This is a genomic window from Vibrio kagoshimensis (genome assembly GCF_050337535.1).
Classification (GTDB): Bacteria; Pseudomonadota; Gammaproteobacteria; order Enterobacterales; family Vibrionaceae; genus Vibrio; species Vibrio gallaecicus.
This window is the reverse complement of sequence record NZ_JAKJSZ010000004.1, coordinates 267,317-285,062: the sequence shown is the minus strand read 5'-3', so window position 1 is coordinate 285,062 and position 17,746 is coordinate 267,317. Positions and strand designations below refer to the sequence as shown.

General features: G+C 41.4%; 11 protein-coding genes. 5 read left to right on the top strand and 6 right to left on the bottom strand.

Features of this window, described 5'->3' with window-relative positions:
• The first annotated feature begins 333 nt into the window (after window positions 1-333).
• Together L4C37_RS04795 and L4C37_RS04790 are read left to right on the top strand one after the other, a co-directional pair.
• The gene (locus L4C37_RS04795) at window positions 334-6,630 is read left to right on the top strand and encodes a response regulator (RefSeq protein WP_429768028.1); all 6,297 of its coding nucleotides are present in this window, start codon (window positions 334-336) and stop codon (window positions 6,628-6,630) included.
• A gap of 182 nt (window positions 6,631-6,812) precedes the next feature.
• Window positions 6,813-7,586 (top strand): MBL fold metallo-hydrolase, encoded by a 774-nt coding sequence (locus L4C37_RS04790; protein ID WP_429768027.1) that lies wholly within the window; start codon window positions 6,813-6,815, stop codon window positions 7,584-7,586.
• Window positions 7,587-7,720: 134 nt separating this feature from the next.
• Here L4C37_RS04790 and L4C37_RS04785 read toward each other — a convergent pair whose 3' ends face one another.
• From L4C37_RS04785 to L4C37_RS04775, 3 genes are all read right to left on the bottom strand, one after another.
• Window positions 7,721-8,155, bottom strand: coding sequence for an ATP-dependent zinc protease family protein (locus L4C37_RS04785; RefSeq protein ID WP_137373646.1), 435 nt, complete (start codon window positions 8,153-8,155; stop codon window positions 7,721-7,723).
• A gap of 32 nt (window positions 8,156-8,187) precedes the next feature.
• Window positions 8,188-9,093 (bottom strand): 30S ribosomal protein S6--L-glutamate ligase, encoded by a 906-nt coding sequence (gene rimK, locus L4C37_RS04780; protein WP_019824669.1) that lies wholly within the window; start codon window positions 9,091-9,093, stop codon window positions 8,188-8,190.
• A 389-nt stretch (window positions 9,094-9,482) separates the two neighbouring features.
• On the bottom strand, window positions 9,483-9,608 hold the full coding sequence (locus L4C37_RS04775) for a hypothetical protein (protein WP_257217113.1): 126 nt from the start codon (window positions 9,606-9,608) through the stop codon (window positions 9,483-9,485).
• 184 nt (window positions 9,609-9,792) lie between these two features.
• Between L4C37_RS04775 and L4C37_RS04770 the strand changes: the two genes are divergently transcribed.
• Window positions 9,793-11,589: an SgrR family transcriptional regulator gene (locus L4C37_RS04770; protein WP_429768026.1), complete on the top strand. Its 1,797-nt coding sequence runs from the start codon at window positions 9,793-9,795 to the stop codon at window positions 11,587-11,589.
• A 23-nt stretch (window positions 11,590-11,612) separates the two neighbouring features.
• On the opposite strand, the gene L4C37_RS04765 is transcribed toward L4C37_RS04770, so the two are convergent.
• Together L4C37_RS04765 and L4C37_RS04760 are read right to left on the bottom strand one after the other, a co-directional pair.
• A complete protein-coding gene (locus tag L4C37_RS04765; protein WP_429768025.1) occupies window positions 11,613-11,960 on the bottom strand; it encodes a hypothetical protein in 348 nt (115 codons plus the stop codon).
• Window positions 11,961-12,147: 187 nt separating this feature from the next.
• A complete protein-coding gene (locus L4C37_RS04760; protein WP_429768024.1) occupies window positions 12,148-13,875 on the bottom strand; it encodes an RluA family pseudouridine synthase in 1,728 nt (575 codons plus the stop codon).
• A gap of 538 nt (window positions 13,876-14,413) precedes the next feature.
• Here L4C37_RS04760 and L4C37_RS04755 point away from each other — a divergent pair.
• On the top strand, window positions 14,414-16,015 hold the full coding sequence (locus tag L4C37_RS04755; RefSeq protein ID WP_429768023.1) for an ATP-binding cassette domain-containing protein: 1,602 nt from the start codon (window positions 14,414-14,416) through the stop codon (window positions 16,013-16,015).
• A 194-nt stretch (window positions 16,016-16,209) separates the two neighbouring features.
• On the opposite strand, the gene L4C37_RS04750 is transcribed toward L4C37_RS04755, so the two are convergent.
• Entirely contained in the window at window positions 16,210-16,584 is a 375-nt protein-coding gene (locus L4C37_RS04750; protein WP_429768022.1) for a YybH family protein, read from the bottom strand.
• Between the two features lie 97 nt (window positions 16,585-16,681).
• On the opposite strand from L4C37_RS04750, the gene L4C37_RS04745 reads away from it, so the two are divergent.
• On the top strand, window positions 16,682-17,554 hold the full coding sequence (locus L4C37_RS04745) for a LysR family transcriptional regulator (RefSeq protein ID WP_429768021.1): 873 nt from the start codon (window positions 16,682-16,684) through the stop codon (window positions 17,552-17,554).
• Window positions 17,555-17,746: the final 192 nt, after the last annotated feature.

Sequence of the window (17,746 nt, the reverse complement as noted above, 5' to 3'; positions counted from 1 at the left end):
AATATTGTGCAATGCTAGAAGTAAAGCTTCATTAAAAACTATTCGAGTTAGGGATAGAGTGCAATAAAAAAAGACCTTTTACCGTATAATTGAGTATAAATTGCTTATTTATGCGCGCCATTTATAAATTAAGTGATTTAGGGGACTGTTAAGCGAGAAAGGACAGGGGTTTTATTCGGTTAATGTGATTTTTTAAGAAAGAGGGAGAATAAAACTCGCTTAATAATAAAGTGTTAACTTTAATAGAATGATGTTCGCAAGACTGTTAATGTTATGAAACCTTCACGGAACGAAGGCTAGGAAAGTAAGTTTTATTTTGACAGGGACAGTTTCATGAGCAGCATGATCCGATCATTTTTGATCGTACTTTTCACATCATTTTTTCTATCTCAACCAAGTTGGGGTGACTCCCATGCTTTAGGCTCTGCTCACTCACCTCGAGTTATCCATAATGAAGATCAGAACAGCACTTCTACACCTCTTAAACAGGTGTTATTTTCGAAAGCCGAGCAAGACTGGATTAGCAAGAACTCGGTAATTAAATTTGCTGCTGATCCTGATTTTGCTCCTGTTGAATTTTTTGATGAGCAAGGCAATTACATTGGTATTGTCGCGGACGTATTATCTTATGTGAGTGCGCAAACCGGGCTGAGCTTTGAGGTAAAACAAACGCAAAGTTGGAAGCAGTCGGTCGAGCTATTAAATACGGGTAAGGTAGATATTCTGCCTTTGATTTCATCACATGGGCGTACTGACCAGCCGTTACTTTTTACCGAGAGCTACTTAGATTATCCAAGTGTTATTCTGGTTAGGAATGACACCCAAGGCGTCACTTCGCTTGATGATTTAAAAGGGCGAAAAGTGGTTGTGGTATCAGAATGGTCTGCTGAGCATGATATAAAAGAAAACTACCCCGAGATTGAGATGCTGGTGGCTGGTAGTTCTCGTGAAGCCATTGATAAGTTATTGTTTGGTCATGCAGATGCCATGATCCATTACTTTCCTGTAGCTTCCTATGAGTTAGTTCAAAGGGGAATTGGCAGTGTTCGTATTGCAGGTCGCACCAATGAAATTGATGGGGCAATGGCTATTCACAATTCATTGCCTCTATTGCATTCAATTCTTCAGAAGACATTATCTGAAATCCCTCCAAACGTAAAACAAGCTATTTTGTCTAAGTGGCTGAAAAATAGCACGATGGGCTCTGGAGGTAAAAAGCTAGACCTCACCGAGCAAGAATCGAAATGGCTAAGTGACAATCCAATTATCAAAGTTGGTCACGATCAAGATTGGAAGCCGTTTAGTTTTACTTACAACGGTCAATCGAAAGGGTTTTCGGTGGAATATGCTCGTTTGCTGTCTGACCTAATAGGGGTTGAATTTGAATTTTATTCAGGACCTTGGAGCAAAGTTTACGAGCAAGCCACAAATAATGAATTTGATCTGATTCTAGACCTCATTAAGACCCCTGAGCGTGAAAAAAACTCTTTTTTATACACACCACCTTATGCTCGTAATCCAAATGCGATCGTGACAAAAAAATCAGCTATTTATACTGATTTGAATTCTTTGAAAGGAAAAACAGTCTCATTCGTTGAAGGATCATTTTTGGCTGAAGTGTTAGAGGATTATGATGTCACACTGTCGCCTCGTCCTGATTCGTTACAAGCCTTTAAAGCTCTGCAATTTGGTGAGGTGGATGCGGTTCTATCCCGTGTAGTTATTGCCAGACAAGTGATCAACGAAAATGCACTTTACGACTTAGAAATTAAAAGTGAGCTAGACACCGGTAATAGTGAGCTGGATAACATGAATATCGGCGTACCGAAGCAAAAGCCGTTATTACACTCCATATTGGTCAAAGCGATGCAGCACATTGATATGAATGATGTGGACGAATTGCGACAAAACATTCTGGCGCTTGATATCGCAGGATCAGTGCGATTAAACCGAGATGAAATAGCATCTGTCATGAAAAAGCCAACACTTACTGTTAGCGCAATTAATGACAGCGACCAGTTTGTTTCAAGTGAGCTTCGGTTTGATGTTCATCAAGCGGTGTTAGAAGCGATTGGTCAAAAAGTTGGTGTTGCGTTTGAATATCATAATGACGGAATGCTGAATGGCGGGTTTGAATCATTCAGTAACGACAATCTAGATATCATCATTGGTAACAGCGACTTTTTTGATTCAGCCAAAGACTATTCGATTAAAAAGCCTATTCTCACGTCTTATTACGCGGTGGCAATGCGTCATACATCAAATCCCATCACCTCCTTAAGTGATTTGTCTTCAGAACGAATCATTGGAGTCGTTGGCTCTAACCGTTACATTGCCGAGCTTAATAATCTCTATCCTGATGTCTTTTTTGGCAAAGTCATGGACGAACAATCAGGCTTAGAAGAAGTACGTAATGGTGGCTTAGATGGTTTGATTGCTGATGGGTTGAATTTAGAGCATTTTATTTATAAAAATGAATGGGTTGATCTGGACATTGCTCTTGTCACAAGCAAGAAGATTCAATATTTAATGGCGTTCAATAATCATGTAGATAAAGGCGTGATTTCTGCATTAAATAAAGCGCAGAAGCGCCTGTCAGAAGATGAGTACACGGCAATCTATGCCGAAAATAATACACTTGCAGTAACGCCGAATGAAGGTCAAGTGAAGCAAAAAGAGTTGCTATCAACCAGCCAAATTAATACTAGCCTTATCCTAAAAATCGCAGTGGGAATAGTGGTAGTTATTGCCGCTCTTTTCTTGTTTCCTCTGTTGCTGAATCGCTATCTATCTAATAATACCATCAGTAATTTATACACCAATAAACTGATGCTTGTCGCGAGCGCTTTTATTGTCGCTGTATTGTCGATTGTTTCGGTAGCGGCGTATGTGGTGATTGAAAAAGTCGAACAACAAACTAGGCACAATATCCAAATCTCGTTATCAGGCATTACCGAGGCACTGAATACCAGTATTGATATATGGATTGATGGCCGAGTCTCTTATATTAATTCTATTGCGAATGACCCAGCACTTCACCCAATGGTTGATGAGTTATTACTTGTGGAGCCGATCAAAGAAGAAATTAAGTTCTCAACGGTGCTCATTGATTTGCGTGTGTACTTTGCTTCTCAACAAGCATTGCACGGCGATCGAGGCTTCTTCATTATTTCGAAAGATAGAATCAACATTGCTTCAATGCGAGACAGTAATCTTGGGGAAGTGAATGTTATTCAACAGCAAAGACCGGAACTTTTGGATAGAGTTTTCTTAGGTGAAACCGTATTGATCACGCCGATCGCTTCTGATCTTTCTGATGGTGGTGAAGATGTGGATGCCACCATGTTTATCGCCGCACCTATTTTTGATGGTGTAGGCGAAGTGATCGCGGCTATGACGATTCGTTATGATCCTGCTTTCGAATTCAGCCAAATTTTTTCGTCAGGCAGCGTAGGGCTATCTGGAGAATCTTATGCTTTTGATAAGCAAGGCATGTTCCTTTCTCGAAGTCGGTTTGAAGAGACGCTTAAAGACGCTAATTTATTGGGAAAAGAGTCTAATGCCATTTTAAATATGCAGCTTTTGAAACCGAAAGTAGCAGTGTCGGGTGCCATTCCGGAAGATAAGTTTTTAACCGATGATGAGCGTTTCACCAAAGCTTATGTAGGAGCCATTCGTGATACGAAAGGCAGTAGCGGAGAAGGTTATTTAGATTATCGAGGCATTCCGGTACTGGGCAGTTGGGTATGGCGAGAAAACGACCAGTTTGGCTTTGTAACGGAAATTGATGAACAAGAAGCACTGAAAGGCTACATCTTTACTCGAAACCTGATTGTTTCTTTGTTGTCTTTCACCGTTTTTCTAACCATTGGTTTAACAGGCTTGAGCTTATGGCTAGGCAGGCGTACACAAACCGTATTAATGAAATCGAATGAAGAACTTGAGCAAAGTGTTCGCGAGCGTACTTTGAGCTTAACTAGCATTATTGAAACGGCGATAGATGGCATTATTGTATTGGATGAAAATGGCGATATTGTTGAATTCAGCCCCGCTGCTGAACGCATTTTTGGTTACCAGAAATTAGAAGTACTCCATGCAAATATCAATATGTTAATGAAACCAATCGATACTGCTGAAGATACCGTTATAGAGCCTAGCGTATGTAAAGAGCTGGAATACTTGGCGAAATGTAAAGATGGGAGTGTCGTCGCGATAGAAATATCTTCAGCAAAAGCCATTATTGGCGAGCAGTTTTTTTATACGTGCATAGTGCGTGATATTACTCAGCGTAAAGCGACGCAAGATGCCCTAGAGCAAGCAAAAAATGCAGCGGAAGACGCAACCAAATCTAAGAGTGATTTCTTAGCCAATATGAGCCATGAAATTCGCACTCCGATGAATGCCATTATTGGTATGAGCTATTTAGCGCTTCAAACTGAACTCACGCGCAAGCAAGGTGACTATCTCAATAAAATTCTCAATGCCTCAAATTCATTATTGGGCGTTATTAACGATATTTTGGATTTCTCTAAAATTGAGGCAGGAAAACTGGATTTAGAAGTGATTCCATTTTCTGTTGATGGAGTAATGGATAATATTTCCAACATTGTGACCGTGAAGTCACGCGAGAAGAACTTAGAGTTTTTGATTGCGATTGACCCTGACGTGCCGCCTGTTTTATTGGGTGATCCCCTTCGCATTGGTCAAGTCTTACTGAACTTAGCTAATAACGCAGTGAAGTTTACTAAAGAAGGGGAAGTGGTCGTAAAAGTTGAGTTGGTTGCCCGCCAGGGTAATACCGTTCAGCTTCGTTTTACGGTGCAAGATTCTGGAATCGGAATGACGGATGAACAGATGCAGCGCCTATTTACCGCGTTCTCTCAAGCGGACAGCTCTGTAACGCGGCAATATGGTGGTACAGGGTTAGGACTAACCATTTCGAAAAACCTAGTTGAGCTGATGGATGGAGAAATTGGCTGTGAGAGTACAGAAGGTGTTGGCAGTACCTTTTTCTTCACGGTTGACTTGCCAGTTGATGTAAATGCCTATGCGAAATTGCCACGTTTATCCAATGACTACCAAGGCTTAAAAACCTTGATAGTGGATGACTCAGAAGAATCTCGCGATATCTTAATTAGTATGACTCAGTCTATGGGGCTGCGGGCAGAAGCCGTCAGCTCGGGGATGCTTTCTCTCGTTGAGTTAACCGAAGCTGATGGGAATGGTCAGCCTTATGACTTGGTGATCATGGATTATAAGATGCCGCATATGAGTGGTATCGATACGATTGAATCCCTTCGAAAGCTTAAGCTCTCTTTATCTCCAAAAGTCATCATGGTAACGGCATATGCTGAAGACGAAGTAAGAGAACAAGCGCAAAAGCTTCACTTAGATGGTTTTTTAGCTAAGCCGGTTTCTTCCTCCAGCCTATTCGATACGATTTCTGATGCGTTTGATGATAGAGCGACAAATAACCCTATTGCGATTAACCAAACTAACTTGATGGATGTAGACATCACAGAAGGTGTACGTGGAGCGGATATATTGCTGGTGGAGGATAATGAAGTGAACCAGCAAGTCGCCACTGAATTACTTGAGCTGGCACAATTTAATGTGACGATCGCGAACAATGGTTTAGAAGCGGTAGAAGCGGTGCAAAATGGCACATTTGATGTGGTGTTAATGGATATTCAAATGCCTGTGATGGATGGTTACCTTGCTACGGATAAAATACGAAATGAACTGAAAATGGTCGATCTTCCGATCATCGCGATGACAGCCAATGCAATGGCAAGCGATAAAGAGAAATGCTTGAACGCTGGTATGAATGATCACGTTGCAAAGCCGATTGATCCGAATGTCTTATTCCGTGTGTTAAACCAATGGATTACTCCGAAAGATCGTGACTTGCCAGAGCTTATTGGCATGGAAGAATCTGAATTAAGTGAAACCGAAGCTGAACTACCTATTCTAGAAGGCTTCGATGTTGAAAGTGCAGTTGCAAGAATGGGAGGACGACTGAAGTCCTATAACAAAGCCTTAAGCATGGTGAGTGAAACGTTGCTGAACTCTGTAGAGGAGATTAAACAAGCACTGGAAAGTGATGACATTACTCAAGCTGTTCTTGTGACTCATACCTTGAAGGGAGTTTCAGGCAACATAAGTTGTACTGATCTTTTTGAAGCAACTGAAGCTCTAGAATTAGCGCTCTTAGAAACAGAAGCTCAAGCTGATGCACTTGTATCGACTCAAACCATGAATCCCCAAACCAATGCTCTATTTGATCAAATTGAAAGCGCAGCAATACAAGCGTTGAATGTGATTACTGATTACTTAAATATCTTATCGCAAGTCAATTCGGGTGCAGAAGAAGCTGAAAGCAACCAACAAAACCGCGATATGGATCAGGTTCAAAGCTTAATGAAAAAGTTAGCGGTTGAGATGAATGAGTATGATATGAATGCTGGAGAAACGTGCGAAGTACTCGTCGAATTATTAACAGGTACAGAAGTGAGCGAGGATGTGATGAAGCTTGAGGGCTATATATCCGGCTATGAATTCGACGAAGCTTTGGAGTTACTTAAGTCAATAGAAAGCCAGCTACTGGTTTCGGAAAGCACCATGGATTAATGCTAATCCATAGGTTTAAGTGGTAGGAAAGAGGCGAGCGTTGTGCTCGCTTTTTGTTATCAGTATCAATAAACGTATCTAAAATCACCTTTGCAAAGTCATTATTTCCATATCTCTGCTATATTCTGGTCAGACCAGGTGTTGCTAATTTGTTAAAATTAGCTTTTTTACAAGGATGTGATTTGCAACTTCATACGATCAAAGGCTATATCCAAGTCATGTATTTGGTGGAATATCCCGATAAATTATTACTTCTAGATGGAGCATGTCGAGCGGATATACCTCACCTAAAAGACTTCATTGAATCGAACTTAGAGCGGCCTTTTAGTGATCTACACACTGTGGTGGTTACTCATATGCATCCTGACCATGCGGGCGCTGCGCATAAATTGAGAGCTTTGACTGGATGCCGACTGGTCGCAGCCAAGCGAGATAAAGATTGGTACCAAGGTTGGGATGGGTTTCTAATGCATTTAACTGACTTGGCTTTGGCTCGGTGGATGGCAAACCGATTGGGGAAACCCAAAGCGAACTTGTGGTATTCACGCAAGTTGAAGCCGGATTTCACGTTAGAAGATGGTGATGCTATTCCTGAATTTTTAGAGTGGCAGGTACTTGAAACTCCAGGTCATACTGACCGTGACTTAACCGTGTATTGCCCTTCGCATAAGATTGCTTATGTGGCTGACTTAATGGTTGAAGTGAAGAAGAAATTGATCCCACCATTTCCAATTTTTCATCCGAATCAGTACCGAACATCCGTAGAACGTATTTTTAAACTAGAGGTGGATACTTTGCTTGTGGCGCATGGTGGGCAAATTCAATTAACTGAACAAGCATTTACACACTTAATGGAAAGCGCTCCGCGGAGCCCTGTTACCCACTGGCGAGTGACAAAAATAAAATCGAAAAGCTTGGTGAAATATATGTGGTCGCTTGCTTTTAAATCTCGATAACCAGACAAAAGCTAGACAGTTAAATTAAGAATAAAAAAAGGCGAACCATATAATGGCTCGCCATTTTTAATTGGGCAATCATCTCTCATGGGGTAAGCTTTTGTGGAGCATCAGCTTACCCAGATTATGCCGAATTAACTGTCGCTGCGAAGCAAGAATGACTCATTTGGATCAACGATCACTTTATCGCTCATCCCTTGTCTGCCAAGCAGCATCATGTAAGTCATATCTTGACGGTTGCTCAATGTAATATCGATAGGCCACTGTTTCCCGCCAATTTCTAGCATGGTTTCAATCACGCAGCGATGTTCAGATTCACCATTTGATGATTTAATCTTTCTGCTCGCCTTTAACTTACTTTTACAACGCACCGTTTCTTCTAAATGATAGATATCTGGGTGTAAATCGAATTCAACGTACTTTTCACCGTCTTCTTTCAAGCAGACAATATTGTCTACATGCAGTGAAGATGTTTTTGCACCCGTATCAACACGAGTATGTAAACGAGCAATCCCTAACTCAGGTAAGCATAATGCTTCAGTATTCCCTATGATCATTTTATTGTTCATTTTCTTTCCAATCATGAGTTAACGGTGTTCAATCAGCCTTTACCGCGAGTACGGTTCGCATTTGGCTTTGCGTTTTTTTCGATAAATTCGAAAATCATGTCAGCAACGTCTTTGCCCGTTGCTTTCTCAATGCCTTCTAAACCAGGTGAAGAGTTTACTTCCATTACTACTGGTCCATTCTTAGATTGTAGAATATCTACACCACATAGGTTTAACCCCATGATCTTCGCAGCATTAATTGCCGTCGCGCGTTCTTCTTTGGTTAGTTTAACCAGTTGCGCAGTACCACCACGGTGCAGGTTAGAGCGGAACTCACCTTCACCTGCTTGGCGTTTCATTGCTGCGATTACTTTGTTGCCAACTACGAAGCAGCGGATATCAGCACCATTTGCTTCTTCAATAAACTCTTGAACCAAGATGTTCGCTTTAAGCCCCATGAACGCTTCAATAACGCTTTCAGCTGCTTTGTTTGTTTCTGCTAGAACAACGCCGATACCTTGCGTGCCTTCAAGAAGCTTAATCACAAGTGGCGCACCACCTACGTTTTTGATTAAGTCTTGAATCTTGTCTGGGCGGCTAGCGAACCCTGTTTTTGGTAAGCCAATACCTTTACGAGACAATAGCTGTAGCGAGCGTAGTTTGTCGCGTGAACGGCTAATTGCTACGGATTCATTAATACAAAAAGTGCCCATCATTTCGAATTGGCGTACAACTGCAGTACCGTAAAAGGTAATAGAAGCACCAATACGTGGGATAACTGCATCGTATTGAGGTAGCTCTTCACCCATGTAGCGAATCTTCGGATTGTTACTCGCGATATCTATATCACAGTGCAGCGTGTCGATAACATCGACCTGATGACCACGAGCTTCTCCAGCCGCTTTTAAGCGAGAAGTAGAGTATAGATTTTCGTTACGAGAAAGAATTGCGATACGCATGGCGTTTCCTTAGTAAATACCCGGTTGGTAACTGCGAAATAAAAAATGTTTTGTAATAAATCATTCGTGTTTAAACAGTGTATGGGCGTGTTCATGGTTGGAACTTCGCCTATTTAACTCTGCTTATTAATATCTGTTTCCAAGTTAGGAGAGGGTTATTTCTTGCTCCCTTCTCGGCTTAGGAGCGCACCTTAAGGCTTTTGCTGAATTTAGGAAAACGAATAAATTTTGTCGATTCGACAATGTTTTTTTATCGAGTGTTTGAGTTATTGGTACGGGGAGTTTTAAGGTGGTTTTTGAAGGGAAAGTGAGCCGAGTCCTAACTCATATTGGGGGTAGGAGCATAAACGGTATTCCTCGCCTCACTTAATCTTAAGTCTCTCAGTGTACTAATTACTCCACTGACATAGTTGGATGAGTGCTTTAAGCGCCTCTTTCTCAAATTGCGTTTTAGCCGATTTAAGACGGAGTAAATAGTGTTTATTCAGTTCTGATTTTTCAGTTCGTATCTTCATAATCATTACTCTTTATCAGGAGTGGTGGCTTGGTATGGAAGTATTATGATTAATAAATAGGATGATAAAAACAGAGGTTAAAATAATTAATTGTTCCTATTTTTTGGCTTTATTAAAGATACATGGCTAATTTCTATTACAATAGCCATAAAGCGGAATGACTTGTTATTAGAAGGTTCACCATTTGTCAGATTTAAATTTAATGCGTTACTACCTGAGGCTGGAGAGTTTAGAAGCCGAAGTGAAGGTGAGTGTGACTCTGCCTGAAATTGCCGAGTTACTTTTTACAAGCTTAAGGCATGCTCGAACGTTATTAGGAAAAATGCATCAAGAAGAATGGATTCTTTGGGAACCGAAACCTGGGCGAAACCAGCGTTCCAATTTAACGTTGCGATATTCAATGCTTGGCTTAAAACAGCATATTGCCGCGAAATTTATTGAAGAGGGAAAGTACGAGAAGGCGCTTTCTATTCTTGATGGAGACCGAAGCGTGTTTGGTTCTCTATTGCAAGAAACATCTGGCGCGACCATGCGTGAAGGATTATTGCATGTCCAGCTCACTTACAAGCGTAAATTTGAAGATCTTTTTCCTCACCATATCCAGCGCAGTAGTGAACGCTTTCTATTAAGACAAGTATTCAGTTGCTTAGCCAGTTGCAATTCGGAAGGGAAGCTTGAGCCTGAATTGGCGCATCATTGGCAGTATGATTCTGAGCGTTATTTGTGGATCTTCTACCTTAGACCTGGCTTAACTTTTCATGATGGGCAAACTATAGAAGCCAAACAGCTGGTTGCTCTTTTTAATGCATTAAAGGAATTGTCTTTTTATCAGGCTGAGCTTGAGCATGTTGAGTCGGTATACAGTGAGCAACCACTGCAACTATGTTTTAAGTTATCGAAAGCGGATAAAGGGTTTGCGGGTTTATTAGCAGGCGTGAAGTATTCCATTCAACCAGTGGAGCAAGTGACTCGCAAAGCCGTGAAAGCTGTACCTCAACATAAAACAGCGCCCCAACATATTATTGGTACCGGACCATTTAGGATCGTGGAGCGAAATCACGACAGGCTTAAACTGGCTGCGTTTGATCATTACTACGGCTGCCGTTCGCTTACGGATGAAGTCACCATTTGGCAATTTGAGGAATCGATGACAGGCTCTGCCCGTTTTGATGACAGCCAAATGCAGGTGTCTTCTGAGCAAAACTCAGCCTGTTTTCATCAATTAGGGAAGACGGATACAGATCTTGCTTCTTCTGAGAGTGATGAGCAATACAGTAGAGTTGAAGACGGGTGCTTGTTTATCTTATTTAACCAGACGACGGAAAAGGTACCTTTAACGCATGAGCAAAGAAAGTACCTCGCTCAAATTGTCAGCTCCGACGCTATTCAGTCTCAATTGGAAGCGAACAAGGGGACCTTTAGCGTTGAATATGCCGATAATATTCTTCCTAAGTGGCAAAAAATACACCGTTCTCCATCGAATGCTGTCGATATTCCTAAGCAACTGTCGATTGCTGTTTATGACTATTACGCGTTATATCGCTGCGCAATAAGTATTTCGGATATCTTGAAAAGATATGGAGTAGAAGTGGAAGTGAATACTTACAGTTATCGAGAATTAGCGCAGCGTTCACAAGCTAGTGAGTTAACTGAAGACTTGGTGCTGTGTAATTTGAACTTAGACGATAATGCTCCGTCGTCACTTTTTTCATGGCTCATGAATGACCCAGTGCTTCATTCGGCGTTAGGGCAATTGAACAGCGATTGGTTAAAGCGACAGTTGGACAATCATAAAGCATCAGTAGAGTTATCTGACTACTTAGAAAGGTTAGAGCCTATCGCTTCAACTCTGGTTTCGGATTACTGGTTGCTGCCCATGTTTCATCATCTGCAAACGGTTCGCTTTCAAGGCATCCTTAAAAATGTGGCGATTACCAATTGGGGATGGCCGGAATTTAAAGGGGTATGGTCAACAGACTAGTGATGCTTCGATTTGCTTTTGGATTAACGTTTCTTGAGTAACCCATTGCGCTGAAGCCCGCGTCTAACACTGTTGCACAGCTTGCCAAATCGGCGAAGCTCTTCAAAGTTAGGTGCTTCACCCCTTGCGATGCTGTGTTCCCAATACACCAATTCAGAGTCGACTAGTTCCAGCAGTTTTTTAGAACAGCCAATACAGCTTCCTTTAGGCCCGCAAATAAAAGTCTCGGACTCATAGAGAGGGAGCTCGGTCTTCACTTCTTCTATCAAGCTCAGCATTGCAGTTTTTAGGTTGGGCTTACGATCAGCAATGGTGTGAATGTTGGCAGCTTGATGCTCATTAGAGCTCGCAATAGTTACTGCTTGTAGCATGGTCATAACTCAATAGAAAACGAGCGGGCTATCCTAGTCTCGTTTACTGTTCGCAGTTTGATTTAGTGCAAGATAAGAGCAGAAATAGCCAAAAGGGGTAGGCTGTGTGGGAAAGAAGTTGAAATGACAGGCATAGTCATTTCAACTATTAATGATTAATGATTAATGATTAATGATTAATGATTAATCAGAAATCCTCTTCAACCTTAAAGACTAACCACTCTTTTGTTACGGGATGTTCAACTTCAAGGGTTTCAGCATGTAAGTGCAAACGGTTAGATTTATGACCGTATAAATCGTCACCTCTAATTGGCATATGCAAACCTTCAGTATGTGAACAATGAACGCGTAGCTGATGAGTCCGGCCTGTTTTTGGGTATAAATAAACTTTGGTTGAGTCTTCATATCGTTCAACCACTTCCCATTTGGTTTCGGCTACTTTACCGTGCTCGTGACACACCATCTGTCTTGGTCTATCGTTAATGTCACCTCTAAGCGGCAAGTGGATAAAACCTTCATCATCACTCAATACGCCTTCTACCAAAGCCACATAGCGTTTTTTAACTTCTCTTGCCATGAACTGTTTTTGTAGGCTTTTGTTAGCGCGTTTGGTTAATGCAAAAATCAAGATTCCGGAGGTCGACATATCCAATCGGTGGATAACAAAGGGTCCTTCCACATCTGTAAATTGCTGCTCAATACGCAGAGCCGCTGAATCTTTAATTGTACGTCCTGGTACAGATAAAAACTCGGCAGGCTTGTTCACCACAACAATATGATCGTCTTGATAAATGATATCGAGATCTTTGCCTTCCGCAGGGTTTTCTAATAGTGGGTTGCTGTCCATCTCAATGCCTTGCAGCATGTGTCCGAGTATTGGCTCACATTTGCTTTGGCAAGATGCATAATATTTTTTATGTTTACGGACTTCAGATTTAGGTGAGGCTCCCCACCAAAATTCTGCCATCGCAATTGGGGTGAAATTGTGTGAAAAAGCATACTGCAACAGCTTAGGGGCGGCGCATTCGCCAGAACCCGCTGGTGGAACTTGATTAGGCGTATTCACAAATATCTCATTCAGATCTTTAATGTCACCGTGGGTGTTCAAAAAAGCGTATTGCTGGAAGAGCTTATGTTGTAATACATTCGACAAACGAGCACGTTCTTCTTTGAATTGTGCTATTTCATCAGTGAAAATACTTAACTTATCACTTAATGCTTTCAGCCTATTATCCCAATCTAGTTTGAGATACTTAAGTTTGTTTTTGTCTGCAACACTTTGTTTTCCCAGCTTATCAGTAAGCTCAAGTAACGCGTCTTTGTCTAGTTTAGCTTCGCCTTCTGCACGCTGTGCTTTGCGCCCTTTTCTGCCTTCAATAATGGACTGGCGCTGTGCCTCTAATTCAATCTCAGATTGCGTAACGTTTTGAGCCAATTGATCTTTTAATGCGAGATATTCAGGGGCTATCAGCAGGGCTTTATATTGGTCGCTGACTTTGGTTACACCCGCTAATTGACCTCGATAAAAACTGCCTTCAGCTAGCATATCAAAGACTGGTGGCACAAAGCCTGGAAGTAAATTTTGGTCAGCAATTTTACCTGAGAAAGCCGAAAGAAACCCGAGTTCACCTTGCTCATTTTTCACAATCAAGACGCCAAACATTTTGCCACGCTCTTTAGTGGCTTTCGTTTCATGTTTAGCTGACGTTTCTTGTTTAGCAGAAGCTGTGCGTTCTTCTAGGCCAAAGTCATGAACCCACTCTGTTTGCTCAAGCAAATGATCTTGCAGCTGTTGGGCGGCGAGTTCACATAAAGGGTGCGGCTCGTAGTAAAAAGGGAAGGTGAATTTTTCAGGGAGCGAATATGCCTCGATAGATTGATTAAAGCGGGTAAACAGCGTGTTTGATGAAGGCATATGGGTACGTCAACTCGTGAAAAGGTAAATCATGCTAGCAAGTCGCGCTAGGGTATTATTGGGCGTTGATTCTACTGGTTTGAGGGCTATTCATCAAAAATTTCATCTAAGGTGAACTCTCCTTGAAATTACTCAGCATCATTGCTTATAATCTCGCCATCATATCTTTCGGAGCTAACGCCATAATGAAGTACTAACGTCCTGACAGTCATTTTTAAATCAAATTTTAGACTCTCGGGGTTAGTGGGCGTTGCTTTTCGTCATACCTATCTTGTATATCGCTGTAGATTTTCTCATTCGAGTTGGCTTACTCATAAGCTAATTTATTAGTATGAGTGAATTCAGCATTCGGCTTTTAGCCAGTTCTTCAGCTAGCAATTGAAAGCTATATGTAAAAAGCTAAGAACTAACAGTAAGAGCTTTTCAGCAGCAAGACTAGATCTGCACACAAATATCCGACGCTCTGCCTTTTATATTCGAACTATTCGAATAAAGGAATAACCCCTTTTGCATTTTTTTCGTAAAAGGAGGTATTCACATGCCTGCATTAATTTCACATCAATTGTCTTTTCAACTTTCTACTGGTGAATGGTTGTTTAAAGACATTAATTTCAATTTAGAGCCAGGGCTCACGGGTTTAGTTGGGCGTAATGGCTCTGGGAAATCTGTATTGGTATCACTTTTAAATGGTAGCCAAGTGGCGACAGAAGGTTACGTTCAACGCCAAGGAAAAGTTGGGTTCTATTCGCAACTTCCCTCTGAGCTTTTATCAAGTGATACCACCATCTCGGACTATTTAGGGCTAACTGAAATCCGTTTGGCTTTGCGAGCAATAGAAAAAGGGCACTGTGATGATCAATATTTCGATCTGATTGGTGAAGATTGGGATATTGAATCTCGAACTCAGTCCATACTTGCAGGTTTAAGAGTGCCTTGTGATTTAGACACTCAGTGCTCAACGCTAAGTGGTGGCCAGTTAGCTTTGCTGCAATTGTATAAATTGTTTGAGTCTGACACCGATATTTTATTGTTGGATGAACCTTCTAACCATTTGGATTCTGTAGGTAAAGCTTGGCTAGCTCAGCGTTTACAGACCTTCTCTCAAGAGAGTTCAAATTCAGGGTCACATCGAAGCGTGCTTTTGGTTAGCCATGATAGAAGCTTACTTAGACAAGTTGGCGGCATTTACCAACTCACTAAGCTAGGTTTGCGATACTTTAAAGGAAATTACGATCACTTCGTGGAGCAAACGACTCAACAAAGTATTGCGCTTAATCGCCAGATTGATCACTTAGAAACGGAAAAGAAAAAGATAGAACGCCAAGCGCAGATTAACCGAGAAAAAGCGGAGCAGCGTGAAGCGCATGGTAATCGCATCCGAAAATCTGGTAGTCAGCCGAAGATTTTAATGGATGCCATGAAAGGGAAAGCCGAGAAAACACGTTCGGCTTTGCTAACGAACCAGCACAACCAGATGGGACGTAACCAAGAAAAGCTGCAATCACTGATGAAACAGAAAGAGATCCTTAAACCTCAAGCCATGTACCTCCAATCATCAAGTGAAGTAAAGAAGCGAACCTTAGTTAACCTTGAAGAATGTCGATTAGATTTTGGTTCGGATATCCCTATATCTATGGCTATTTCACAATCAGATCGCTGTTATCTTCATGGGAGTAATGGGTGTGGGAAATCTACATTGCTGAAAGCAATTCAAGGGCTGCACAATCAATACCGTGGTGAGCTTAAAGTCATGACTAAAACCATGTATTTAGACCAGCACTTTGGCTTGTTTGAAAATGATGATTCGATGCTTGATAGCCTTATGCACACTTGCCGAGGGTTGATTGAAAGTGAAGCTCGAACGTTATTGGCTGGTATCGGCTTTCGCAGAGACAGTGTTCATCGAGAAGTTAAGCACTTGAGTGGTGGTGAGAAAATGAAACTGTCTATGTTGATGGTGAGCCACATTGAAGATGCGCCACTTTTACTGCTTGATGAGCCTGATAACCATCTGGATATAGAATCTAAGCAAATCCTTGCTGAAGCGTTGAACCAATACAAAGGCAGTTTTATTTTGGTGAGTCATGATGAGGACTTTGTTGAAGAGGTTGGGGTAAATAAACGAATATCTTTAAGCTAACAAGCTAACAAGCTAACAAGCTAACAGCAGAAACATCACTCTGAAATAACAAAACCTGCCTGCGGTTTCAGTTGGAAACCATTTCAGGCAGGTTTTCTAGTTTCTAGTTTCTAGTTTCTAGTTTCTAGTTTCTAGTTTCGAATTCAGTTCTGGCACATCGTGTTAAGGCTAAAGGAACTGAACCTTGGTTGAGCTTATCGCTCACCTTGTACTTCGAAATCATCAAAAACTAGGCGTGCTTTGCCATCATCTTGGATTTTCCAATGTTCACGGTGAACCACACCAAATGCTTTATTCATCGTCCAGTTTGCAGTCAAAATGAAGCCATCGTCTTCAATTGGATCCCATTTTACTTCAGTGTAATCTACGTCAGCAAAGCCTTGGCCGATAATGTTTTGCCAGAATGCTTGAATCTCTTCACGGCCAGTAAATGTACCAAATGGGCGCGCTTCCATTACTGTTCCTTCTGCATATTGTGCAGAACAGCCAGCAGCGTCTTGAGAGTTGAATGCTTGTTGCCATGCTGAAATAGCGGCTTTACATGCGTCTAATACTTGTTCGTTTGTCATTTTGTTTCTCCTAAACCGTGTATGTCGCTTACTTTACCGTTATGATTGGCTTGGAAAAACAAAGTAAAAATAAAAGACTGTTTGGAAAAATAGAACAATGAAAAAACTAAGACAGATGATGGTATTCATGAAAGTAGTGGAGTCTGGATCGATCACGAAAGCGGCAGAAAAGTTGGAACTGTCAAAGTCGGTAGTCAGCCAGCACATTAAGCAGCTTGAGTCTGACTTAGACGTCACCTTGCTAAAGCGCACCACACGCAAACAGAGTCTCACCTCCGAAGGGGAACGGTTTTATGAACACTGCTGCGCTATTCACCAAGTCGCGGAACAAGCTTGGGATGAAGTGAAACAGCAGCAAATTGAACCACGAGGCAAGCTGAAGATCACCGCTTCTCATGCATTGATGGACTCGATTGTTGTGCCTGCACTATCTAATGTATTTAAAGGCTACCCGAACCTTAGTCTTGAATTCATTGGGCATGATACTCAGTTGGACTTAATGCAAGAGGATATCGACCTTGCGATTAGAATTGGTGAATCACCAGTAAGCAACTTAAAACAAAGACGCATTGGAAGTTTTGTTGATGTGCTTTGCTGCAGCAAAAATGAGAAAGAAGCATTATTAAGCAGAGAGCTGCTTCCTTATGTGGCAAATAATTGGCAACCTAAAAATATTGAGCACAAGTTATTTAACAAACATACCAAAGAATCTTTGGTGTGGAAGCCCAATATGGTGCATAGATCAAATACCGTTTATGGTTGTATATCCATGATAAAACAAGGGCTTGGTGTGGGTATTCTTCCTGACTTTATCTTTAATGAATACGCTGATTCTTTCATTGAGTGGTTACCTGAATACCAATTAGAGCCCACTCCGGTATATGTTTTGCATCCATATTCAGGGGCAATTCCTAGCAGCGTAAAAATGGCGATAGAGGCAATTACACGTTATTTAAATGACGTTAAGTAATAAGCTTTGTGGTAATGCTTGTATGAAGTTATGCACGCTAGTTTGAACTTTTTCGTTCATTGAATTGTCGTAGGATTGAAATGATTTTGTCATTTAGGCTCGTTAATCTTCTAAGTATACAAACAAGTATGCAAAGACGAATATTGATAACTAGATCATATCGTCATGTATATGGTACTCATCACTCTTTAT

Excerpts from the sequence above, each read along its gene's own strand:
- L4C37_RS04795 (WP_429768028.1), top strand. The coding sequence starts at position 334 with ATGAGCAGCATGATCCGATCATTTTTGATCGTACTTTTCACATCATTT.
- L4C37_RS04785 (WP_137373646.1), bottom strand. The coding sequence starts at position 8,155 with ATGAACAATAAAATGATCATAGGGAATACTGAAGCATTATGCTTACCT.
- rimK (WP_019824669.1), bottom strand. The coding sequence starts at position 9,093 with ATGCGTATCGCAATTCTTTCTCGTAACGAAAATCTATACTCTACTTCT.
- L4C37_RS04775 (WP_257217113.1), bottom strand. The coding sequence starts at position 9,608 with ATGAAGATACGAACTGAAAAATCAGAACTGAATAAACACTATTTACTC.
- L4C37_RS04765 (WP_429768025.1), bottom strand. The coding sequence starts at position 11,960 with ATGCTACAAGCAGTAACTATTGCGAGCTCTAATGAGCATCAAGCTGCC.
- L4C37_RS04760 (WP_429768024.1), bottom strand. The coding sequence starts at position 13,875 with ATGCCTTCATCAAACACGCTGTTTACCCGCTTTAATCAATCTATCGAG.
- L4C37_RS04755 (WP_429768023.1), top strand. The coding sequence starts at position 14,414 with ATGCCTGCATTAATTTCACATCAATTGTCTTTTCAACTTTCTACTGGT.
- L4C37_RS04750 (WP_429768022.1), bottom strand. The coding sequence starts at position 16,584 with ATGACAAACGAACAAGTATTAGACGCATGTAAAGCCGCTATTTCAGCA.
- L4C37_RS04745 (WP_429768021.1), top strand. The coding sequence starts at position 16,682 with ATGAAAAAACTAAGACAGATGATGGTATTCATGAAAGTAGTGGAGTCT.